A 23,051-nucleotide genomic window follows, 5' to 3' on the forward strand; every position below is an offset into this window, starting at 1 on the left:
TCGAAGATTTCTTCAACAACTTCAACCACTTGCGCTTCCGATCTCTCGTTAGCGGGAGGCGAATTCTACAGCGTTACACGCTGCTGTCAACACCTCTTTTTCTCCGCTTTCGACCGAGAAGATCGAAACGTCAAAAGAGCCAAACATCACTGCCCTTTCAACTCCTTCCAGGCTTCGATGAACTGAAGCAAACCGCTGCCGAAAACTGCGCAACTCATTGAATCTCAAGGAGTTTTCCGTTTCGACTGCGCCGGAAGTGGGGCGAATTATAGAGACTCAGAATCTGCCGTCAACCCTTATTTTCATAAATCTGTCATATCGGTCAAAAAAGCCCGAAACGCGAAGGCCGACCTTATAAGGTCGGCCTTCTATGCACTGCCCTGCTACTTACAAGCTAGGGAAAGCGAATTGCGAAGCTTCATGGCTCGCACGCTGCGGCCAGCGCTGGGTGATGGCCTTGCGACGGGTATAGAAGCGCACACCATCCGGGCCATAGGCATGCAAGTCGCCGAACAGCGAACGCTTCCAGCCGCCGAAGCTGTGGTAGGCAACCGGTACCGGCAGCGGTACGTTGACGCCGACCATGCCGACTTCGATCTCGTCGCAGAACAGACGCGCCGCTTCACCGTCACGGGTAAAGATGCAGGTGCCGTTGCCGTATTCGTGATCGTTGATCAGCTTCATCGCTTCTTCCAGGCTGTTGACCCGGACCACGCACAACACCGGCCCGAAGATCTCTTCCTTATAGATGCGCATCTCAGGGGTGACGTTGTCGAACAGACAGCCGCCGAGGAAGAAGCCCTCTTCGTTACCCGGAATGCTCAAGCCGCGACCATCGACGACCAAGGTCGCGCCCGCTGCCACACCGTCATCGACATAACCACTGACCTTGTCCCGCGCCTGACCGGTTACCAGTGGCCCCATGTCCAGGCCACACGAAGTGCCGGCACCGATTTTCAGTGCCTTGATCTGCGGGACCAGTTTCGCCACCAGCGCATCCGCTACCTGATCGCCGACACACACTGCGACCGAAATCGCCATGCAGCGCTCACCGCAGGAACCGTAGGCCGCGCCCATCAGCGCGCTGACCGCGTTGTCCAGATCCGCATCCGGCATCAGTACCGCGTGGTTCTTCGCCCCGCCCAGTGCCTGAACGCGCTTGCCGCGCTTGGTGCCTTCGGCATAGATGTACTCGGCAATCGGCGTCGAGCCAACGAAGCTCAGTGCTTTGACTTCCGGCGCTTCAATCAGCGCGTCCACTGCTGTCTTGTCGCCATGCACCACGCTCAGCACGCCTTTCGGCAGGCCAGCTTCCAGCAACAGTTGAGCGATCAACAGCGTCGAGCTCGGGTCACGCTCGGATGGTTTGAGAATGAAGCAGTTACCGCAGACGATCGCCAGCGGATACATCCACAGCGGCACCATCGCCGGGAAGTTGAACGGTGTGATACCAGCAACCACGCCCAGTGGCTGGAAGTCCGACCACGCGTCGATGTTCGGGCCAACGTTGCGGCTGTACTCACCCTTGAGGATTTCCGGGGCAGCGCAGGCGAACTCGACGTTCTCGATACCACGCTTCAGTTCACCGGCGGCGTCTTCGAGGGTCTTGCCGTGTTCTTCGCTGATCAATTGCGAAATACGCGCTTCGTTCTGCTCCAGCAGTTGCTTGAAGCGGAACATCACCTGGGCACGTTTGGCCGGCGGGGTGTTGCGCCATGCCGGGAACGCAGCCTTGGCGGCGTCGATCGCGTGTTGAATGGTTTCGCGGGTGGCCAGCGGCAGCTTGTGGATCGCCTGACCGGTAGACGGGTTGAACACATCAACCGCGCGACCGTTCTCGGTCACCAGTTCGCCATTGATCAAATGCGGGATAACGCTCATCGAAAACTCCTGAATTCTTGTGTACAGACGCCCGCATGGGGCGCCTGTTATTCGCAGGTATATATAGAGGGAAAAATCAGTCGAGCTTGTTCAGCACTTCGCCAACCGCGTCGAACAGACGATCGAGGTCTTGCGGCTTGCTGTTGAAGGTTGGGCCGAACTGCAGGGTGTCGCCGCCGAAGCGCACGTAGAACCCGGCTTTCCACAGGGCCATGCCGGCCTCGAACGGACGCACGATGGCGTCGCCATCACGGGCCGCGATCTGGATCGCACCGGCCAGGCCGTAGTTACGGATATCGATGACGTTCTTCGAACCTTTCAGGCCGTGCAGGGCGTTTTCGAAATGCGGGGCGACGTCGGCCACGCTCTGCACCAGGTTTTCCTTTTGCAACAGGTCGAGTGCCGCCAGACCAGCGGCGCACGCCACCGGGTGCGCCGAGTAGGTGTAGCCGTGCGGGAATTCCACCGCGTATTCCGGAGTCGGCTGATTCATGAAGGTCTGGTAGATCTCGGAGCTGGCAATCACCGCGCCCATCGGGATCGCGCCGTTGGTGACTTGCTTGGCGATGCACATCAGATCCGGGGTTACACCAAAGCTCTCGGCGCCGAACATCGAACCGGTGCGGCCGAAACCGGTGATCACTTCGTCGAACACCAGCAGGATGTTGTGCTGATCGCAGATCTCGCGCAGACGCTTCAGGTAACCCTGAGGCGGAACCAGTACGCCAGCGGAACCGGCCATTGGCTCAACGAAGACCGCCGCGATGTTCGATGCGTCGTGCAGTTCGATCAACTTCAGCAGTTCATCAGCCAGCGCGATACCGCCCTGCTCCGGCATGCCACGGGAGAATGCATTGCTGGCCAGCAGCGTGTGCGGCAGGTGATCGACATCCATCATCGCCTGACCGAACAGTTTGCGGTTGCCGTTGACGCCGCCGAGGCTGGTGCCGGCGATGTTCACGCCGTGATAGCCACGGGCACGGCCGATCATTTTGGTCTTGGTCGACTGGCCTTTCAGGCGCCAGTAGGCACGGACCATTTTCACTGCAGTGTCGGCGCACTCGGAGCCGGAGTCAGTGAAGAACACGTGGTTCAGATTGCCCGGGGTCAGGTCAGTGATCTTCTCGGCGAGCTGGAACGACAGCGGATGGCCGTACTGGAAGCCTGGCGAGTAATCGAGAGTGCCCAGTTGCTTGGAGACCGCTTCCTGGATTTCCTTGCGGGTGTGCCCGGCGCCGCAGGTCCACAGACCGGACAGCGAGTCATAAACCTTGCGGCCCTTGTCGTCGATCAGCCAGCTGCCTTCGGCGCCAACGATCAGACGCGGATCGCGCTGGAAGTTGCGGTTGGCGGTGTACGGCATCCAGTGCGCGTCCAGCTTCAGTTGGCTGGCCAGTGGCGACGGCGCGTTTTCAGGCATGTTCATCGGGCAAAACCTCGCAGGGCATAAGCATCAGGGAGATAAAAAGCGTTGTTGCAGCTAAATTGCCACGGCGATAAAGTCGGTGAAATCCAACTTTTCTAACCTTCAGTTAGAAGTCTGCTAAACAATGAGAACAACAATATGAGCAGCCGTCGCCCCGATCCGCTGGCCCAGGTCAGTGATTTTGATATTCGCCTGCTGCGGATTTTCCGCAGCGTGGTGGAGTGCGGCGGCTTCTCGGCGGCGGAAACCGTGCTCGGCATCGGTCGCTCGGCGATCAGCCAGCAGATGAGCGATCTCGAACAGCGTCTCGGCCTGCGCCTGTGCCAGCGCGGGCGCGCCGGCTTCTCGCTGACCGAAGAGGGCCGCGAGGTTTATCAATCGGCGTTGCAACTGTTAAGTGCGCTGGAAAGTTTCCGCACCGAGGTCAACGGCCTGCACCAGCACCTGCGTGGCGAACTGATCATTGGCCTGACCGACAACCTCGTCACCCTGCCGCACATGCGCATCACCCATGCCCTCGCCCAGTTGAAGGAACGCGGGCCGGACGTGCAGATCCAGATCCGCATGATCGCGCCCAATGAAGTCGAACAAGGCGTGCTCGACGGCCGCCTGCATGTCGGCGTGGTGCCGCAGGCCAGTGCGCTGTCGGGGCTGGAATATCAACCTTTGTATAGCGAACGTTCGCTGTTGTATTGCGCGGTGGGTCATCCGCTGTTTTATGTCGATGACAAGCAACTGGATGACGAGCGCCTGAACAGCCAGGACGCGATTGCCCCGACGTTCCGTTTGCCGGCGGAGATTCAGGCGCATTATCAGGCGCTCAATTGCACAGCCAGCGCGTCCGATCGTGAGGGCATGGCGTTTCTGATTCTGACCGGGCGTTACATCGGTTATCTGCCGGATCACTACGCCAGTTTGTGGGTGCAGCAAGGCCGTTTGCGTGCGCTGAAATCGAAGACGCGTTTTTATGATTTGAGTCTGGCATCGGTCACGCGCAAGGGTAGGCGCCCTCATTTGGTGCTGGAGAGCTTTTTAGAGAGTTTGGCGGCGACGCGTTGATCGGGATTGCGATGTTGGTGAAGTACAGCAAGATCAAGGGATCGCAGCCTTCGGCAGCTCCTACAGAGAGAATAAGTTGAGCAAGTGGACAGGTTTTTGCAGAGGAGGAATTACTTCGTTCCTTTGATAAGAAGCCCTCAGCCATGCAGCCAGACTCCGTACCGTCCAGCGACCTGATTTACGGCCTCGACGACCGCCCCAAACCACCCGCCGCAATCCTCGCCGCCCTGCAACACGTGCTCGCCAGTTTCGTCGGCATCATCACCCCGCCGCTGGTGATTGGCTCGGCCCTCGGGCTGACCGCGCACTTGCCGTACCTGATCAGCATGGCCTTGATGGTGTCGGGCGTCGGCACCTTTATTCAGGCGCGGCGGCCGTTCGGCATCGGCGCCGGGATGATCTGTTTGCAGGGCACCAGTTTTGCCTTCCTCGGCGCGGTGCTGTCCGCCGGATTTCTGGTCAAGCAGCGCGGCGGCAGCCCGGAAGACATTCTGGCGATGATCTTCGGCGTGTGCTTTTTCGGCGCCGTGGTGCAGATCGTCCTCAGCCGTTTCATCGGTCAATTACGCCGGGTTGTTACGCCGCTAGTGACCGGGATCGTCATCACCCTGATCGGCGTCAGTCTGATCAAGGTCGGCATCACCGATCTGGGCGGTGGATTCAATGCGCCGGACTTCGGCGCGCCGGGCAATCTGGCGCTGGGGGTGTTCGTGTTGCTGACGATCATCCTGCTCAATCGCTCGAACACGCCGTGGGTGCGGCTGTCGGCAATCATTGTCGGACTGCTGCTTGGCAGTCTGGCCGCGTGGTTCAGCGGAAAACTGGTCCCACAGGCATTGCCTGACCTGCCGCTGGTCAGTCTTCCTGCGCCGTTCAAGTTCGGGTTCAGCTTCGACTGGACGGCTTTCCTGCCCGTCGCGCTGATTTATCTGATCAGCACCATCGAAACCGTCGGCGACCTCACGGCCAATTGCATGCTCGCCCGCCAGCCGATCAGCGGCCCCTCTTATATAAGCCGACTGCGTGGCGGCGTGCTCGGTGACGGCGTGAGCTGCATGATCGCCGCCACCTTCAGCGCCTTCCCCAACACCACGTTTGCGCAGAACAACGGCGTGATCCAGTTGACCGGCGTCGCCAGCCGCTATGTCGGACTTTACATCGGTGCGATCCTGTTTTGTCTCGGCCTGTTCCCCATGATCGGCGCGGTGCTGCAACAGATCCCGAAACCGGTGCTCGGTGGCGCCACTCTGGTGATGTTCGGCAGCGTGGCGGCGGCCGGGGTGCGGATCCTCGCACAGTCGCCGCTGGACCGACGCAGCATGCTGATCATCGCCACCTCGCTCGGCGTCGGCCTGGGCATTGCCGCGCAACCCAACCTGCTGCACCTGCTGCCGAAACTGGTGCAGAACCTGTTCGACTCGGCAATCACCAGCGGTGGCCTGACCGCGATCATCCTCTGCCTGTTACTGCCAGAAGCGAAAACCAACCCCGTCGAATCCGCCGCAGCGCTGAACAAGATCGAACAGGCGTAACGGTTTTATTGCTTCAGGACTTGTCGGATGCCTGTGGGTGCGTTATCAACGCAACTGGTTGCACCCACAGACAAACCGGAAGTGCCTATGACCTTTGAAGTCCCCGCTCACGGCGGCAAACCCGCCAGCCGCATTCGTCAGAAGAACGAAGAGACCATCCTCAAAGCCGCCGAAGACGAGTTCGCCCGTCACGGTTACAAAGGCACCAGCATGAACACCATCGCCCAGAATGCCGGGTTGCCCAAGGCGAACCTGCATTACTACTTCACCAACAAGCTTGGGTTGTACGTGGCGGTGCTGAGCAACATCATCGAGCTGTGGGACAGCACCTTCAACACCCTGACCGCCGAGGATGATCCGGCCGAAGCGCTGACCCGCTACATTCGCGCCAAGATGGAATTCTCCCGCCGCCAACCGCAGGCGTCGCGGATCTTCGCGATGGAAGTGATCAGCGGCGGCGAATGCCTGACCGAGTATTTCAACCAGGATTACCGCGCCTGGTTCCAGGGCCGCGCGGCCGTGTTCCAGGCGTGGATCGATGCCGGCAAGATGGACGCGGTGGATCCGGTGCACCTGATCTTCCTGCTGTGGGGCAGCACCCAGCATTACGCCGACTTCGCCACGCAGATCTGCCGCGTCAGCGGGCGCAACAAGTTGACCAAACAGGACATGGAAGACGCCGGCAACAACCTGATCCGCATCATTCTCAAAGGCTGCGGCCTCACCCCGACTATTTAAGACGTTTATGCCTTTCACCCTCAGCGGTTTTTGCGAGTACCGCGAAGAGATTCGCAAAAGCCGCTTCATCACCTTCGCCGCGCCGATCGGCAGCCCCGCCGACGCGCAGGCGTTCTTCGAACAACACAGCGACTTGAATGCCTCGCACAACTGCTGGGCGTGGAAAATCGGTGCTCAATACCGCAGCAACGACGATGGCGAACCCGGCGGCACCGCCGGACGACCGATTCTGGCAGCCATCGAGGCGCAGGATTGCGACCAGGTCGCGGTGCTGGTGATCCGCTGGTATGGCGGCATTCAATTGGGTACCGGCGGTTGGGCCCGGGCCTATGGCGGCGGCGCGAACAAGTGCCTGCAAGCGGCGGCAAAAGTCGAGTTGATCAGCCGTGTGCCGCTCAGTTGTGCCTGCGGCTTTGCCGAGTTGGCGTTGGTGAAGCTGCGGGTGGCGGATCTGGGTGGCTTGGTAGTGGAAGAAAACTTCACTGCCAATGGTGTTGAGTTGCAGTTGGCAGTGGGTGAGGCGCAGATCGAGTTGCTGCAAACGCAGTTGGCGGATTTGAGTCGGGGGCGGATAGTGCTGCAGCGTTAGAAGATCAAAAGATCGCAGCCTTCGGCAGCTCCTACACAGGACTTTGCGTTTCCCTGTAGGAGCTGCCGAAGGCTGCGATCTTTTAGGGCAGCCCACAATCTGCTTATTCCACGGAGTTGCCCACATCTGCTGTGCACCCGACTGTGGATAACCTGAGCACATATGGCTGTAACCCTTCTGTCACGTGGCTTTGCGCGATTTGCTCAATTTTCGTCCATTCCACCTGAAAAAGATTAATCCCACGTAAAAACAAATAGTTAGCGCTTTTTATCACCTTTGGGAGATAGCACTGCGGCGCTTATGCCAAGGATTTCCAATTGCGCACAAATACTGTGGAGCAACCTGTGGATAACCCGTTCATGGCTGGCGCAGCCGCAGGTTCTGTATAGCTTCGACCCGGTTGCTCGTTTTTTAACCAGTTCGTCACGGTGCAAAAGTGGAGCCGGATCAACAGCTTTGCGCTGAATTGGTGCCCGCTCCCCCTGCGATTTTCATCGCGAAGCTCTGCCGCCGGCGCGCGGCGACAGTGACGGCGGGCGTTCCTGACTCAATGGCCAGGAAATTGCTTTATCCACAGGCACAACTCCAAGCCAGTCGAGCCTGTCATGCCAAGCCCAGATTCAACGCCGCGCCTGCAACTGCGCCAGATCAGCAAACGCTACCCCGGTTGTCTGGCCAATGACGCCATCGACCTGAGCATCGCGCCGGGAGAAATCCACGCACTGCTGGGTGAGAACGGCGCGGGCAAAAGTACCTTGATGAAGATCATCTACGGCGTGACCCAGGCCGATTCCGGCGAAATGCTCTGGCAGGGGCAACGGGTGAATATTCGCAACCCGGCACAGGCCCGGCAGTTGGGGATCGGCATGGTGTTTCAGCATTTCTCGCTGTTCGAAACCCTCAATGTGGCGCAGAACATTGCCTTGGCGATGGGCGCCAGAGCCGGAACGCCGAAACAACTGGAGTCGAAGATTCGCCAAGTATCGCGCCGCTACGGCATGGCGCTGGAGCCGGAGCGACTTGTCCACAGCCTGTCGATTGGCGAGCGACAACGGGTGGAAATCATCCGCTGCCTGATGCAGGACATCCGCCTGCTGATCCTCGACGAGCCGACGTCGGTGCTGACACCGCAAGAGGCCGACGAGTTGTTCATCACCCTGCGTCGTCTGGCGGCCGAGGGCTGCAGCATTCTGTTCATCAGCCACAAACTCGCGGAAGTGCGCGCGCTGTGCCATAGCGCGACGGTGTTGCGTGGCGGACGAGTAGCTGGACATTGCGTCCCCGCCGAATGCTCGGATCAGCAGTTGGCGCAGATGATGGTCGGCGAAGCGGCGGCGTTGATCGGCGAATACCCGAAGGTCAGTGGCGGCGCGGATTTTCTACAGGTCAACGGTTTGAGCTGGCACAACCCCGATTCCTTCGGTTGTTCGCTGAGCGATATCGACCTGCAAGTACGCAGCGGCGAAATCGTCGGTATCGCCGGGGTCGCGGGCAATGGCCAGGATGAGTTGCTCGCCCTGCTCAGCGGTGAGCAAACCCTGCCTCGCGACAGCGCGACAACGATTCGTTTCGCCGGGCAAGCGGTCGCTGATTTGCGCCCGGATGCGCGGCGCCAACTCGGTCTGGCGTTTGTCCCGGCAGAACGCCTGGGCCACGGCGCGTTGCCGGAACTGAGTCTGGCTGACAACGCCCTGCTCACGGCCTTCCAGCAAGGACTGGTCAACCATGGCTTGATCGAGCGCGGCAAAGTCGAGGCTCTCGCCCAACAGGTCATTCAGCGCTTCGGGGTGAAAACCCCGGGCACTCACGCTGCCGCACGCAGCCTGTCCGGTGGCAATCTGCAGAAATTCATTCTTGGCCGGGAAATCCTCCAGCAACCGAAACTGCTGATCGCCGCGCACCCTACCTGGGGCGTCGACGTTGGCGCGGCGGCGACCATTCACCGCGCGCTGATTGCCCTGCGCGATGCCGGCGCGGCGATCCTGGTGATCTCCGAAGACCTCGACGAACTGTTCCAGATCAGCGACCGCCTCGGCGCGCTGTACGCGGGGCGTCTGTCGCCGCTGCAGAACACCACCGACACCCTGCTGAGCGATGTCGGCGGCTGGATGGCCGGGCACATCAACCACGCGCATTCATCGGCCACGGCCTGACGGAGTTTCCCCAACATGCTGCTTTCTCTCGAACCCCGTGGCCAGCAATCGCGCCTGATGCTGTGGTGCTCGCCGTTGCTGGCGGCGCTGCTGACCCTCGGTTGCGGCTCGCTGTTGTTCATCGCCCTGGGGCATGAGCCGCTGCAAACCTTGCACACGCTGTTGATCGCACCGATCAGCGATCTGTATGGCGTCTCCGAACTGCTGGTCAAGGCGCTGCCGATTCTGCTTTGCGCACTCGGTCTGGCGGTGGCTTATCAAGCGCGGATCTGGAACATCGGCGCCGAAGGTCAATTGCTCCTCGGCGCACTCGCCGGCAGTGCCTTGGCGGTGAACATCATCGACCTGCAAAGCCGCTGGGCACTGGTGCTGATCCTGCTCACCGGCACCTGCGCCGGCGCCGCTTGGGCCGGGCTGACGGCATGGCTGCGCACACGCTTCAACGCCAACGAAATCCTCACCAGCATCATGCTCAATTACATCGCGCTGAACCTGTTGCTGTTCTGCGTGCACGGGCCGCTGAAGGATCCGGCCGGCTACAACTTTCCCGAGTCGGCGATGTTCGGCGACGCCAGTCGCCTGCCACTGCTGATGGAGGATGGGCGAGTGCATGCCGGGGTGTATTTCGCCCTGCTCGCGCTGGTTGCGGTGTGGGTGTTGTTGCAGAAAAGCTTTGTCGGTTTCCAGATCAAAGTGCTCGGTCTGGATAAACGTGCCGCAGGGTTCGTCGGCTTTCGCGAAAAACGTCTGATCTGGCTCGCGCTGTTGATCAGCGGCGGCTTGGCCGGGCTGGCCGGGGTTTGCGAAGTGACCGGGCCGATCGGGCAATTGGTGCCGCAAGTCTCGCCGGGCTATGGCTATGCAGCAATCACCGTGGCGTTTCTCGGGCGGTTGAACCCGATCGGGATTCTGTTCTCCAGCCTGCTGATGGCGCTGCTGTACATCGGCGGTGAGAGCGCGCAGATGACCCTCAATCTGCCGCAAGCGATCACCCAACTGTTCCAGGGAATGATGCTGTTTTTCCTGCTGGCCTGCGACGTGCTGATTCTCTATCGGCCACGTCTGAAACTGCGCTGGACACGGCGCGCATCGTCCCTTGCCGTAACCGCCGGAGCGCTATGATGGATATCGATCTGCTGAGCAATATTTTCTACGCCATGGTGCGTTGCGGCACGCCACTGTTGTTGGTGGCGCTGGGTGAGTTGATCTGCGAAAAGAGCGGCGTGCTCAACCTCGGCCAGGAAGGAATGATGCTGTTTGGCGCGGTGATCGGTTTTATCGTCGCCCTCAACAGCGGCAGCCTGTGGCTCGGTGTGCTGCTGGCGATGCTGGCGGGGATGCTGCTGTCGTCGCTGTTTGCCTTGGTGGCGCTGGTGTTCAACGCCAATCAGGTGGCGACCGGGCTGGCGCTGACGATTTTCGGCGTGGGCCTGTCGACCTTTGTCGGCGCGGCGTGGGTCGGCAAGCCGCTGGCCGGATTCGAGCCGTTGGCGATTCCGTACTTGAGTGAGATTCCGCTGATTGGACGGATGCTGTTTGCTCAGGATCTGCTGGTGTATCTGTCGTTCGCGCTGTTTGCGCTGGTGGCCTGGGTGATCATCAAGAGCCGTGTCGGCTTGATCATTCAGGCCGTTGGCGAGAACCCGGACGCGGCCAGTGCGATGGGCCTGCCGGTGCTGACCGTGCGCACGCTGGCGGTGCTGTTTGGCGGGGCGATGGCCGGGCTGGCCGGGGCGTATCTGTCGCTGGCGTACACACCGATGTGGGCCGAGAACATGACCGCCGGGCGTGGATGGATTGCGCTGGCGCTGGTGGTGTTCGCCAGTTGGCGGGTGTGGCGCTTGTTGCTCGGGGCGTACCTGTTCGGCCTCGCCAGCATCCTGCACCTGGTGGCGCAGGGGTTGGGGCTGGCGATTCCATCGAGCCTGCTGGCGATGCTGCCGTATGTGGCGACGATTGTGGTGTTGGTGCTGTTGTCGCGCGATGCCGTTCGGACTCGGTTGTATGCGCCGGTGTCGTTGGGGCAGCCGTGGCAGGCCGGGCATTAAGGCGGTGATTTCACCGACCTCATCGCTGGCAAGCCAGCTCCCACAGATTTTTGCAGTGTGATATGGATTTCACTTACACCCTCGATCCCTGTGGGAGCTGGCTTGCCAGCGATGGGGCCCTGACAGGCAACACCTGCGCAACGCCCCACGCCAACTCGAAGACCAGAAAACCGATCAGCAACGAACTGGCGCCATGCATCAGGGCATACGCCTGCCAAGCCGCAAACAGAAACCGCGCCACCGCGTCATAGCGCCCATACACCGGTTGCGGATCACGAATGCGCAGCACCGCCCACACACAAACCACCGAGCCCAGCAGGTTTGCCATCAACATATGCACGGGCTGAAACGCAGGCAGCTCACCGGGCAAATTCAACGCGGTCAAAAAACCGTGCAACACAGCAAAACTCCACGGCGTGGCAAACGCCGCCGTCACGATCAGGTCATACCAGGCGCTGCCGCGCACCACGTTTCGATACTGGGTCGAAGTCCACATCATCCATGCTCCAGAAATTCAGGGAGCACTCACGGTAAAGCCTGGAGTATGCTCCAGGGTCAAGACCTCTTTTGAGACCCAGTATGCGCATCGGTGAATTAGCCCAGGCCAGCGCCGTCAGCCGCGACACCTTGCGTTTCTACGAGCAACGCGGACTGATCGCGGCGCAACGCAGTGCCAACGGTTATCGCGACTACCCGCCGGAAATGCTGCAACTGGTGCTCTACATCAAGACTGCACAGCGCCTGGGTTTTACTCTCGGCGAAATCGGCGACAGTGTCGCCGCGTTGTGGAACGCGCCCGACCCGGAAAATGCCGTGGCGCAGTTGCTGCGCGACAAACTGCATTTGATCGAAACCCGCATGAGCGAACTTGATGTGTTGCGACGAGAGTTGCAACAACGGCTCGGTCAGGCGTGTCCATTGAATCCGTGAACCGTAACTTTCAAGGAATCCCGTCATGTCCCAGGCAAAACACGCACTGATCATCGGCGCCTCTCGTGGCTTGGGCCTCGGGCTGGTGAAAACCCTGCTGGCCGACGGCTGGCAAGTGACCGCCACCGTGCGCAATCCGCAGAAGGCTGAGGCGCTGCAAGCGCTGGGTAACGTGCGGATCGAGAAACTCGACATGGACGACCAGCAAGCAGTGATCGCCCTGAGCCAACAGCTCAAGGGCGAGACCTTCGACCTGCTGTTCGTCAACGCCGGGGTCAAAGGTCCGGAGGTGCAAACCCCGGGCGGCGCGACCCTGGCCGAAGTCGGGCAACTGTTTTTCACCAACGCCGTGGCGCCGATCAACCTCGCGCAGCGCTTCGTCGGACAGATCCGCGACGGCAGCGGCGTGCTGGCGTTCATGAGTTCCGGCCTGGGCAGCGTCACCGTACCGGACGCGCCGGAGTTGGCGCTGTACAAGGCGAGCAAGGCCGCGCTGAACTCGATGACCAACAGTTTCGTCACCCAGCTGGGCGAGCAGAAACTCACCGTGCTGTCGTTGCATCCGGGCTGGGTGAAAACGGATATGGGCGGTGAAGGTGCTGATCTGGATGTAGAGACCAGCACTCGCGGGCTGATTGATCAGGTGAATGCGTATACCGGCAAGGGCGGGCATCACTTCATCAACTACAAGGGTGAAACCATTCCCTGGTAAGCACTGCCCCCCCTGTAGGAGCTGCCGCAGGCTGCGATCTTTTGATTGTAAAAAACAAGATCAAAAGATCGCAGCCTGCGGCAGCTCCTACAGGGGGTGATGCGTTGGCTGTCGGGTTGGGCTTGCCCGATCCGGCGATTTGTTTGAAACTGCGCGCCTCGTCCTTCGCGGCGACCCTGGATCAGCAGACAGGGCAACACTGAGCTGGCAACCCTGAACCCAACTTTCAGAGGAGCCGGCCACAATGCCTGCGACCCGTACCTGGTTAAAAAATCCCCTCGCCATTTTCACGGCCAACGCGCTCGATGCCCGTGGCGGTCTGGTGCTGCAAGACGGCGTGATCGTCGAAGTGCTGGCAGCCGGTCAGCAACCGTCCGCGCCATGCAATGACGTGTTCGATGCCCGCGAGCATGTGATCCTGCCGGGCCTGATCAACACCCATCACCACTTCTATCAAACCCTGACTCGCGCCTGGGCGCCGGTGGTCAATCAGCCGTTGTTCCCGTGGCTGAAAACCCTGTACCCGGTATGGGCGCGGCTGACCCCGGAAAAACTCGCCCTTGCGACAAAAGTGGCTTTGGCTGAATTGCTGCTGTCGGGTTGCACCACCGCCGCCGACCACCACTACCTGTTCCCGGACGGTCTGGAAAACGCCATCGACGTGCAAGTCGACACCGTGCGCGAACTGGGCATGCGCGCCATGCTCACTCGTGGTTCGATGAGCCTCGGCGAGAAGGACGGTGGCCTGCCGCCGCAGCAGACCGTGCAGGAAGGTCAGGTGATTCTCGACGACAGCCAGCGCCTGATTCACGAGTACCACGAGCGCGGCGACGGTGCGCAAATTCAGATCGCGCTGGCCCCGTGCTCGCCATTCTCGGTGACCCCGGAAATCATGTCCGCCAGCGCCGAACTGGCGAATCAACTCGACGTGCGCCTGCACACGCATCTGGCCGAAACCCTCGACGAAGAAGATTTCTGCCTGCAGCGTTTCGGCCTGCGCACCGTGGACTACCTGGACAGCGTCGGCTGGCTCGGCCCGCGCACCTGGCTGGCCCATGGCATCCACTTCAACCCGGACGAAATCGCCCGCCTCGGCCAGGCCGGCACCGGTATCTGCCATTGCCCGAGTTCGAACATGCGCCTGGCCTCCGGCATTTGCCCGAGTATTGATCTGACCGATGCCGGTGCGCTGTTCGGTCTGGGCGTGGACGGTTCGGCCTCCAACGATGCCTCGAACATGATCCTCGAAGCGCGGCAGGCGCTGTACATTCAGCGCCTGCGTTACGGGGCCGAGAGGATCACCCCGGAACGCGTGCTGGGCTGGGCAACCAAAGGCTCGGCAAGCCTGTTGGGGCGTACCGACATCGGTGAGCTGGCGGTGGGCAAGCAGGCGGATCTGGCGTTGTTCAAGCTCGATGAACTGCGTTTCTCCGGCAGTCATGATCCGATTTCGGCGCTGCTGTTGTGCGGTGCCGATCGGGCGGACCGGGTGATGATTGGTGGCAAGTGGCGGGTGGTTGATGGCCAGGTCGAAGGCCTTGATCTCAAAGGCCTGATCGCCGATCACAGCCAGGCGGCTCGCCATTTGATCGCCGGCACCTGATCCAATAAAAACTCTGTAGGAGCTGCCGAAGGCTGCGATCTTTTGATCTTGATTTTGATTTTAAAACAAGATCAAAAGATCGCAGCCTGCGGCAGCTCCTACAGGGGGATTTGTGGTGTTTCTAGAGGCCCAGTAGCGACAGCATGATGAACGTCGCAAACAGCACAAAGTGCGTCATGCCTTCGATGGCATTGGTCTCGCCGTCATTCAGGTTGATCGCACTGACGATCAGCGTGATGAAGATCATCACCGTCTGCACCGGGGTCATCGCCATCTGAAATGGCTGGCCGGTGTACAGCGCCATCGCCTCCATCACCGGCACCGTCAAAATGACCGTCGACAGTGACGCGCCCATCGCAATGTTCACCACCGATTGCATGCGATTGGCCAACGCGGCACGCAACGCCGTCAGAATCTCCGGCGCTGCGGAAATCGCCGCCACCAGAATCGCCGTGATCACCGGCGGTGCGCCCGTGCCTTCCAGGCCCAGATCAAGGGTCTTGGACATCACTTCGGCCAGGGCGCCGATCACCACCACGCCGAACACCAGAATGCCGATCGACCAGGCCAGGCTCAGCGGTTTCGGCTCATCCTCCACCGGCTCTTTCTTGCGGCGTTTGTCCGGGTAGCTGTAGCTGAAAAAGTAACTGTGCGGCCCGACCTGCATGCGCAGGAACAGCGCGTAAAGCACCACCATCGCACCGATGGTGAACGCCGAATAAACCTTCCAGTTGGCCGCCGGAATAAACTCCGGCACCACCATCGATACGCCCATGGCGGTGAGGATCATCACGCTGTAGCTGCGTGCCGAATCATCGTTGTACGACTGCTCGCCGTGCTTGAGTCCGCCCATCAACGCGGCGAGGCCAAGGATGCCGTTGATGTCGAGCATCACCGCCGAGTAGATCGTGTCCCGCACCAGTGTGGCCGAGGCTTCGTTGCTCATCATGATCGCCAGGATCACCACTTCCACCAGCACCGCAGCGAGGGTCAGGATCATCGTGCCGTAAGGGTCGCCGACTTTTTCTGCGAGCAGTTCGGCCTGATGAGCGACGCGCATCGAGGCGGCAACGATGAAGGCGATCAGAACCAGACCCGAAATCAACGCGACGATCTGCCCGCTGTGCAGCATCCAGTGTTCCAGTGGATAGGCGATGCACGCGGCAATCACCGCCAGCAGCAGAAAGCTTTCTTGCTTGAGGATCGTGAGCATGGCGGGCCTTTTTGCCGAGAGATTCGAATGAGCTACTGACTGCGGCGTGGCGCTAACGTTTCGTTACACCTTAGCGCACCAGCCGATAGCGTGAATCCGCTGGCTTGCACTGCGTTGGTTCCGACGCTGAAAAGATCGCAGCCTGCGGCAGCTCCTACAGGTTGCGCATCCCCTGTAGGAGCTGCCGCAGGCTGCGATCTTTGGCTTTGTTGTCCTGTTGGTCAGCAATTTGCATTGCCTCCGTCCACACACAACAAAATGGGGCTCCAATTCATGCACATACGTCCGCTGCACAAACTGCTGTGCGCCGCCATCGGTCTGGGGATCAGCCTGAGCGCCAGCGCTGCCGATCCGCTGAAGGTCGGTTTCGTCTACATCGGCCCGATCGGCGACCACGGCTGGACGTATCAGCATGAACAGGGGCGCAAGGCGCTGGCGGAGAAATTCGGCGCGCAGATCAGCACCAATTACGTCGAGAATGTGGCCGAGGGTGCCGACGCCGAGCGGGTGATTCGCAACATGGCCAAGGACAACTACGACCTGATCTTCACCACCTCTTTCGGCTACATGAACCCGACGCTGAAAGTCGCCAAACAGTTTCCCAAGGTGACCTTCGAACACGCCACCGGCTACAAGCAGGACAAGAACCTCGGCACCTATCTGGCGCGCACTTACGAGGGGCGTTACGTCGGCGGTTTCCTCGCGGCGAAGATGACCAAGACCAAGAAGATCGGCTATGTCGCCTCGTTCCCGATTCCGGAAGTGATCCGCGACATCAACGCCATCCAGCTGGCGCTGAACAAGTACAACCCCGGCACCGAAATCAAAGTGGTGTGGGTCAACTCGTGGTTCGATCCGGGCAAGGAAGCCGATGCGGCCAACGCGCTGATCGATCAGGGTGTGGACGTGGTGTTCCAGCACACCGACAGCCCGGCGCCGATTCAGGCCGCCGAACGGCGTGGCGTTTACGCCGTGGGTTATGCCTCGGACATGGCGCACTTCGGCCCGAAAGCGGTGCTGACCTCGATCGTCAACGACTGGGCGCCGCACTACATTCAGGCCACGCAAAGCGTGATCGACCACAACTGGAAGTCCCAGGACTACTGGGGTGGGCTGAAGGAAGGCACGGTTGAACTGCCGATCAGCGATCTGGTGCCGGCACCGGTGAAAGCCGAGGCCGAGCAAATCATTGCCGACATCAAGAGCGGTGCGCTGCAACCGTTCACCGGGCCGATCAAGGATCAGGCCGGCGTTGAGAAAATCCCGGCGGGGGTGAGTGCGACGAATGCGGAATTGGCGTCGATGAACTATTACGTGGAAGGGATGAAGGCCGAGATGCCGAAGTAATCTCTTCAAACTTGCATCGACCCTGTGGGAGCTGGCTTGCCAGCGATGAGGCCCTCACATTCGACATCATTGTTGCCTGTCAGACCGCTATCGCTGGCAAGCCAGCTCCCACATTTTGATCTTCAGCGCTCTCAAGGATTGTGTATGGATCAGCTCCCGATCATCGACATCAGCCCGCTCTATAGCGACGACCAAAACGCCTGGCCCACCGTCGCCTCACAGATCGACCAGGCCTGCCGCGAATGGGGCTTCTTCTACATCAAGGGTCACCCGATTTCCGCGCAGCGCATCGATTCGCTGCTCAACCACGCCCAGCGCTTTTTTGCGCAACCGACAGAAGAAAAACTCAGGATCGACATCACCCAGACCCGCCATCATCGCGGCTACGGCGCCATCGCCACCGAACAGCTCGATCCCGACAAACCCAGCGACCTCAAAGAAACCTTCGACATGGGTCTGCATCTGCCGGCGGATCACCCCGAGGTGCTTGCGGAAAAACCGCTGCGCGGGCCGAATCGCCATCCGCACATGGCCGGTTGGCGAACGCTGATGGAGCAGCATTACCTCGACATGCAGGCGCTGGCGCAAACCCTGCTGCGCGCCATGACTATTGCACTGGGCATCGAACGCGACTTCTTCGACACCCGCTTCAATCAGCCGGTCAGTGTGCTGCGGATGATCCACTACCCGCCGCGCCACACCGCCAGCAGCGCCGAGCAGCAAGGCGCCGGCGCGCACACCGATTACGGCTGCATCACCCTGCTCTACCAGGACAGCGCCGGCGGCCTGCAAGTGAAGAACGTCAAAGGTGAATGGATCGACGCACCGCCGATTGACGGCACCTTCGTGGTCAACCTCGGTGACATGATGGCGCGCTGGAGCAACGACCGTTATCGCTCGACCCCGCATCGGGTGATCAGTCCGCTGGGGGTGGATCGCTATTCGATGCCGTTCTTCGCCGAACCGCACCCGGACACCCGCATCGAATGCCTGCCCGGTTGCCAGGACGCACAGCACCCGGCGAAATATCCGACCACCACCTGCGCCGAATTCCTGCTGTCACGCTTCGCCGATACCTACGCCTACCGCCGTGAACCGCAAGCGGTGTGATGAATCGCTTGGTCAGGTTTTGCCAATTGTTTCGGCGCGCATCTGTAGAATGGCCGCCATCTGCACCTGATGAGAAAAGAATATGTACGATTGGCTCAACGCCCTGCCCAAGGCCGAACTGCACCTGCATCTGGAAGGCTCGCTGGAGCCCGAGCTGCTGTTCGCCCTGGCCGAACGCAACAAGATCGCCCTGCCGTGGAGCGATGTCGAAACCCTGCGCAAGGCCTACGCCTTCAACAACTTGCAGGAATTCCTCGACCTGTATTACCAGGGCGCCGACGTACTGCGCACCTCGCAGGACTTCTACGACCTGACCTGGGCCTACCTGCTGCGTTGCAAAGCGCAGAACGTGATTCACACCGAACCGTTCTTCGACCCGCAGACCCACACCGACCGGGGCATCCCGTTTGAAGTGGTGCTCAACGGCATCGCCGCGGCACTCAAGGATGGCGAGCAGCAACTGGGCATCACCAGCGGTCTGATCCTGAGCTTCCTGCGCCACCTGAGCGAAGACGAAGCGCAGAAAACCCTCGATCAGGCGCTGCCGTTCCGTGATGCATTTGTCGCCGTCGGCCTGGACAGCTCCGAGATGGGTCACCCGCCAAGCAAGTTCCAGCGTGTGTTCGACCGCGCCCGTCACGAAGGCTTCCTGACCGTCGCCCACGCCGGTGAAGAAGGCCCGCCGGAATACATCTGGGAAGCCATCGACCTGCTGAAAATCCAGCGCATCGACCATGGCGTGCGCGCCATCGAAGACGAGCGCCTGATGCAGCGGATCATCGACGAGCAGATTCCGCTGACCGTGTGCCCGCTGTCGAACACCAAGCTCTGCGTGTTCGATCACATGTCGCAGCACAACATCCTCGACATGCTCGAGCGTGGGGTGAAGGTCACGGTGAACTCGGATGACCCGGCGTACTTCGGCGGTTACGTCACCGAGAACTTCCATGCGCTGCATGAACACCTGGGCATGACCCAGGATCAAGCTAAACGCCTGGCGCAGAACAGCCTGGATGCGCGTCTGGTAAAACCTTAAAGAGCAATACAAAAACTGTGGGAGCGGGCTTGCCCGCGATGAGGCAATCAGTTCCAACATCAATGTTGACTGACAGTCCGCCATCGCGGGCAAGCCCGCTCCCACAGGAGTTGTGTTTAGCTGGAAATCTCGAGTTCAGTCAGCTCTTCCAGCGTCTTGCCCCGCGTCTCCATCCCGAACAGCCACACCACCCCCGCCGCAATCGCAAAGCACAGCGCACCCAGCGCAAACACCCCGCCCTGCCCGGTAATCGGGAACACCAGCCCGGTCACCAACGGCCCGAGCAACGAGCCGACGCGGCCAATCGCCGAGGCAAAGCCCGAGCCTGTGGCGCGCGCTGAGGTCGGGTACAACTCCGGCGTGTAGGTGTAGAGCACTGCCCACATGCCGAACAGGAAAAACTGCATCAGCAGCCCGGAGCTGATCAGCAAGGCGACGTTGCCGCCGAACACCGCGCTCTGCCCGTAGAGAAACGCCATCACCCCGCCGCCGAGCAACGTCACGATGCACACCGGTTTGCGCCCCCAGCGCTCCACCAGCCACGCCGCCATCAGAAACCCGGGAATCCCGCCCAGAGAAATCAGCACGGTGTAATACACCGACTGGGTCACGGCAAAACCCGACTGTTGCAACAACGCACTGAGCCACGACGTCAGCCCGTAAAAACCGAGCAAGGCAAAAAACCACAGACTCCAGATCATCGTCGTGCGCTGGCGGTATTGCGGTGACCAGGTCTGCTTGAGGGCCGAGAAGAAATTGCCCGGCGGCGTTGCTGTCCTTGGCAGGCGCACCGGCTCAGGCAGCGTTTCGACACCGAGCGACGTGCGCACGCGGGCCTCGATCGCGCTCAGTACTTTGTCCGCCGCCTCATGGCGTCCGGCTTGCTCCAGCCAGCGCGGTGATTCGGGAATAAAGAAACGGATCGCCAGCACAAACACCGCCGGCACCGCCAACACCAGAAAGATGTCGCGCCAGCCAATCAGCGGCAGCAGAACGTACGACAGCACCCCGGCGGCAACAAAACCCAGCGGCCAGAAACCGTCCATCAATGCAATGTAGCGCCCGCGCCGCTGCGCCGGGATCAACTCGGAAAGCATCGACTGTGCAATCGGAAACTCCATGCCCATGCCAATCCCCAGCAGGATGCGGAACAGCGTCAGGCTCTCGACCGTTTGCGCGGTCGAACACAGATAACTGGCCACGCCCCACAGCACGATGCTCCACTGAAACACCGGTTTACGCCCGAAACGATCGGCGAGCATGCCCGACAGCGACGCCCCCAGCACCATGCCGAAAAAACTCGAACTGGCGAGCAGGCCGGCTTGTGCACTGCTCAAGCCGAATTCGGTTTTGATCGAGCCAAGCAGGAACGTCATCATGGCCAGGTCCATGGAGTCGAAAAAGAATGCCAGGGCGATGATGATGAAAATGACCCGGTGATAACCGCTGAGCGGCAGCCGTTCCAGGCGCTCTGCCGCGCTGAAGTTTCGCGTATCCATGCCCCATCCCCCATCCACAATGTGTGCGGATCGAGTGTGCGCGATTACGCCCCGGCGCTTTTTCTGGATACGACCTGTTCGCAGTCACAGGCGACGCCAGCGTCGAAGTGTCGGCCGGCGAACGCTCTACTACGCCAATTCCAGCTCGGTTTCCTTGGCGAAACGCTGGATTTCCCGCTGCCCGGCCGGGGTCACTTGCAAGGCTCGGGAGTCCTTGGGCAGCACCAGCCAGCCGGACTGCATGAACAGTTGCAGCACCGCCGCGCCCAGTGAACCGCCCAAGTGCGGGCGACGTTCACTCCAGTCCGGACAGGCACACGCCACCTGAGCCTTGCGATGAGCGAGGGCCTGGATGAATACCCCGCGGTTGGCCAGTTGCGTCGAGCCTTTGAGGGTCACCACGACCCGCTGCTCGATCTGTTCGAGCCAGCCGGCATCGAGCAGACGCTGATACAGATCGGCAGCCAGCGTGCCCCCCAGATGGTCATCGCAAAAGCGCGCACGCAGCAGTGAAGACGGCGCAGTCCGGGGATTGGCGCTCGGCGTCGAGCGTTTGAATACGTGAGGAATTTCTCGCGGTGCGCTGGCGATGGTGGCACTGGCCAGGGCTTCGATGGCCGCCGCAATCTCCGGGGCTGCCAGGCGGAAAAAGCGCTTGCGTCCACGGACCTCGACTTTCAACAGGCCCCCGGCGGACAAACGCCCCAGATGCGCACTGGCCGAGGATGGCGACAACCCTGCCAGCAGCGCCAGCTCTTCGGTCTGGCGTGCCGAGCCATCCATCAACGCCCACATCATCGCACTGCGCTTGGGGTCGGCCAGCAGCGTGGCGATCTGGCTGATGCAAGGTGCATGTTCCATGTGTTCACTCCCTGTTGAATCGTATCGTCTACTGCTCGAAGACATCTTGACCAGTAATGTGTCGTCGGCCAAGACGGGTAAAACGCCGTGAACCGGAGCACGCCAGGCCGGTGCTGCTGCACCCGTCAATGACGTGTCCGCGGCGTTTGTGCAGCGCTCGCCAGGCCCTGGAAAAACCACGCGGATTCTGTCCTGGCCGGTTATCGGTGCAGGTTTGAGGCGGTCGCTAGTATAAGCGGGATGCACGCCGCTTCCTGCGCCGTGGCTGACTCGAATGGTGATAGTTCCTGAGAGAAATTTCGCTAATTGCCTGCGACTAATGATCAACTTTCGGGAAATGCGGAAATTGACTACTCAATTCGGCGCATCGGCTGGCGAGCATTTCCCTTAAAAGGTTCACCGGCTTACTCAATTGTGCGCGATGGGCGCACAACAAATTCAGCGGAGCACGCTCACAGAGCAATTCCGGCAGCAACACCTTGAGGCGTCCGGCAAGGACATCCGCGCCAACGTCGAGCCACGACTTGTAGGCGATTCCCGCCCCCGCCACCGCCCACAACCGCACGACGTCGGCGTCATCGCTGAAGCGATCGCCACTGACCGTCAGGCCGACTTCACGTTTGCCGTCATGAAAACTCCAATGGTCGTGCACGCGGCTGCCGAGCATGTACAGCAGGCAATTGTGCTGCGCCAACTGTTCGAGCTGACGCGGTTCACCGTGGCGCGCCAGATACGCCGGCGAGGCGCAAAGCACGCGGCGATTGTCCGGAGCGATGGGCAGCGCCACCAGGCTCGAATCCTCTGGCTCGCCGTAGCGCAGGGCGATGTCCACCGGCTGGCGGAACAGGTCGGCGATGCGATCACCGAGCAACAGGCGCACGGTCAGCTTCGGATGCTCGCGTTGAAACTCGTCGAGCCATGGCAACAACAGGTTGCGCCCGAAATCCGAAGGCGCCGACAGCTGCAGGATGCCGCTGACCTGATCCTGCGCGCTGGAGAGAAAACGCCGGCCTTCGTCCAGCGAACTCAACGCGGCCCGCGCGTATTCGAGAAAGCCTTCGCCCTCGGCAGTCAGGCGCAGGCTGCGGGTCGAGCGCGCCAGCAAGCGCACGCCCAGTTGCTGTTCGATGCGTTTGAGCGCCGCGCTGGCCACAGCGGCAGACATGTCCATCACCCGCGCCGCTGCAGACAGGCTGCCCAGATCCGCCGCGCGCACGAACAACTGCAAATCGTCGAAACGCAGCATTCCCAGCCTCGATTATCAAAAAAATATTGAAAGAGACTGCTCTTTTAGCCGGTTTTATCGCGCCGAGA

At 60.7% G+C, this 23,051-nt stretch carries 21 protein-coding genes; 14 read left to right on the forward strand and 7 right to left on the reverse strand.

Going from position 1 to position 23,051, the window contains the following annotated elements; all coding sequences use genetic code 11:
- Nucleotides 1-221: hypothetical protein (locus ACU680_RS26545; RefSeq protein WP_448180973.1), on the forward strand; the 221-nt coding region annotated here is incomplete at its 5' end.
- A gap of 166 nt (nt 222-387) precedes the next feature.
- On the opposite strand, the gene ACU680_RS26550 is transcribed toward ACU680_RS26545, so the two are convergent.
- Together ACU680_RS26550 and aptA are read right to left on the reverse strand one after the other, a co-directional pair.
- On the reverse strand, nt 388-1,881 hold the full coding sequence (locus ACU680_RS26550) for a CoA-acylating methylmalonate-semialdehyde dehydrogenase (protein ID WP_041067919.1): 1,494 nt from the start codon (nt 1,879-1,881) through the stop codon (nt 388-390).
- Nucleotides 1,882-1,957: 76 nt separating this feature from the next.
- The gene (gene aptA / locus ACU680_RS26555; protein ID WP_448180974.1) at nt 1,958-3,307 is read right to left on the reverse strand and encodes an omega-aminotransferase AptA; all 1,350 of its coding nucleotides are present in this window, start codon (nt 3,305-3,307) and stop codon (nt 1,958-1,960) included.
- 138 nt (nt 3,308-3,445) lie between these two features.
- On the opposite strand from aptA, the gene ACU680_RS26560 reads away from it, so the two are divergent.
- The 7 genes from ACU680_RS26560 (at nt 3,446) to ACU680_RS26590 (ending at nt 11,426) form a co-directional block, all read left to right on the forward strand.
- Complete coding sequence (locus ACU680_RS26560) at nt 3,446-4,366, forward strand: LysR family transcriptional regulator (protein WP_108588956.1); 921 nt, start codon at nt 3,446-3,448, stop codon at nt 4,364-4,366.
- A 143-nt stretch (nt 4,367-4,509) separates the two neighbouring features.
- Nucleotides 4,510-5,898, forward strand: a complete 1,389-nt coding sequence (locus tag ACU680_RS26565) for a uracil-xanthine permease family protein (protein ID WP_367082971.1) — start codon at nt 4,510-4,512, stop codon at nt 5,896-5,898.
- A gap of 87 nt (nt 5,899-5,985) precedes the next feature.
- Nucleotides 5,986-6,636, forward strand: coding sequence for a TetR/AcrR family transcriptional regulator (locus tag ACU680_RS26570; RefSeq protein ID WP_448180975.1), 651 nt, complete (start codon nt 5,986-5,988; stop codon nt 6,634-6,636).
- A gap of 7 nt (nt 6,637-6,643) precedes the next feature.
- Nucleotides 6,644-7,225 (forward strand): IMPACT family protein, encoded by a 582-nt coding sequence (locus ACU680_RS26575; RefSeq protein WP_448180976.1) that lies wholly within the window; start codon nt 6,644-6,646, stop codon nt 7,223-7,225.
- A gap of 605 nt (nt 7,226-7,830) precedes the next feature.
- Entirely contained in the window at nt 7,831-9,378 is a 1,548-nt protein-coding gene (locus ACU680_RS26580; RefSeq protein ID WP_448180977.1) for an ABC transporter ATP-binding protein, read from the forward strand.
- A 15-nt stretch (nt 9,379-9,393) separates the two neighbouring features.
- A complete protein-coding gene (locus ACU680_RS26585) occupies nt 9,394-10,500 on the forward strand; it encodes an ABC transporter permease (RefSeq protein WP_448180978.1) in 1,107 nt (368 codons plus the stop codon).
- On the forward strand, nt 10,500-11,426 hold the full coding sequence (locus ACU680_RS26590) for an ABC transporter permease (protein ID WP_007968104.1): 927 nt from the start codon (nt 10,500-10,502) through the stop codon (nt 11,424-11,426). The genes ACU680_RS26585 and ACU680_RS26590 overlap by 1 nt, the downstream gene beginning before the upstream one ends.
- Before the next feature lie 73 nt (nt 11,427-11,499).
- Here the strand turns inward: ACU680_RS26590 and ACU680_RS26595 are convergent, their stop codons facing one another.
- Nucleotides 11,500-11,922 (reverse strand): hypothetical protein, encoded by a 423-nt coding sequence (locus ACU680_RS26595; protein ID WP_448180998.1) that lies wholly within the window; start codon nt 11,920-11,922, stop codon nt 11,500-11,502.
- Nucleotides 11,923-12,005: 83 nt separating this feature from the next.
- Here ACU680_RS26595 and ACU680_RS26600 point away from each other — a divergent pair, with 83 nt between their 5' ends.
- From ACU680_RS26600 to ACU680_RS26610, 3 genes are all read left to right on the forward strand, one after another.
- Nucleotides 12,006-12,356 (forward strand): MerR family transcriptional regulator, encoded by a 351-nt coding sequence (locus tag ACU680_RS26600; protein WP_007968100.1) that lies wholly within the window; start codon nt 12,006-12,008, stop codon nt 12,354-12,356.
- Between the two features lie 25 nt (nt 12,357-12,381).
- Nucleotides 12,382-13,068, forward strand: a complete 687-nt coding sequence (locus ACU680_RS26605) for an SDR family oxidoreductase (RefSeq protein WP_007968099.1) — start codon at nt 12,382-12,384, stop codon at nt 13,066-13,068.
- 244 nt (nt 13,069-13,312) lie between these two features.
- Entirely contained in the window at nt 13,313-14,671 is a 1,359-nt protein-coding gene (locus ACU680_RS26610) for an 8-oxoguanine deaminase (protein WP_448180979.1), read from the forward strand.
- 121 nt (nt 14,672-14,792) lie between these two features.
- Here the strand turns inward: ACU680_RS26610 and ACU680_RS26615 are convergent, their stop codons facing one another.
- On the reverse strand, nt 14,793-15,884 hold the full coding sequence (locus ACU680_RS26615) for a calcium:cation antiporter (protein WP_108588947.1): 1,092 nt from the start codon (nt 15,882-15,884) through the stop codon (nt 14,793-14,795).
- Between the two features lie 273 nt (nt 15,885-16,157).
- Between ACU680_RS26615 and ACU680_RS26620 the strand changes: the two genes are divergently transcribed.
- The 3 genes from ACU680_RS26620 to ACU680_RS26630 all read left to right on the forward strand — a co-directional run bounded on the left by ACU680_RS26620 (nt 16,158) and on the right by ACU680_RS26630 (nt 19,377).
- Nucleotides 16,158-17,231, forward strand: coding sequence for a BMP family ABC transporter substrate-binding protein (locus ACU680_RS26620; protein WP_367082959.1), 1,074 nt, complete (start codon nt 16,158-16,160; stop codon nt 17,229-17,231).
- A 144-nt stretch (nt 17,232-17,375) separates the two neighbouring features.
- Nucleotides 17,376-18,341 carry an isopenicillin N synthase family dioxygenase gene (locus tag ACU680_RS26625; RefSeq protein WP_448180980.1) on the forward strand — a complete coding sequence of 322 codons (966 nt, stop codon included), beginning with the start codon at nt 17,376-17,378 and terminating at the stop codon, nt 18,339-18,341.
- 82 nt (nt 18,342-18,423) lie between these two features.
- The gene (locus ACU680_RS26630; protein ID WP_003221371.1) at nt 18,424-19,377 is read left to right on the forward strand and encodes an adenosine deaminase; all 954 of its coding nucleotides are present in this window, start codon (nt 18,424-18,426) and stop codon (nt 19,375-19,377) included.
- Nucleotides 19,378-19,493: 116 nt separating this feature from the next.
- On the opposite strand, the gene ACU680_RS26635 is transcribed toward ACU680_RS26630, so the two are convergent.
- The 3 genes from ACU680_RS26635 to vimR form a co-directional block, all read right to left on the reverse strand.
- Nucleotides 19,494-20,876 (reverse strand): MFS transporter, encoded by a 1,383-nt coding sequence (locus tag ACU680_RS26635; protein WP_448180981.1) that lies wholly within the window; start codon nt 20,874-20,876, stop codon nt 19,494-19,496.
- A gap of 129 nt (nt 20,877-21,005) precedes the next feature.
- The gene (locus ACU680_RS26640; RefSeq protein WP_007962957.1) at nt 21,006-21,737 is read right to left on the reverse strand and encodes an ArsR/SmtB family transcription factor; all 732 of its coding nucleotides are present in this window, start codon (nt 21,735-21,737) and stop codon (nt 21,006-21,008) included.
- A gap of 316 nt (nt 21,738-22,053) precedes the next feature.
- The gene (vimR, locus tag ACU680_RS26645; RefSeq protein WP_007962958.1) at nt 22,054-22,983 is read right to left on the reverse strand and encodes a transcription regulator VimR; all 930 of its coding nucleotides are present in this window, start codon (nt 22,981-22,983) and stop codon (nt 22,054-22,056) included.
- Between the last annotated feature and the right edge of the window lie 68 nt (nt 22,984-23,051).

Source organism: Pseudomonas sp. LF020 (genome assembly GCF_053456425.1).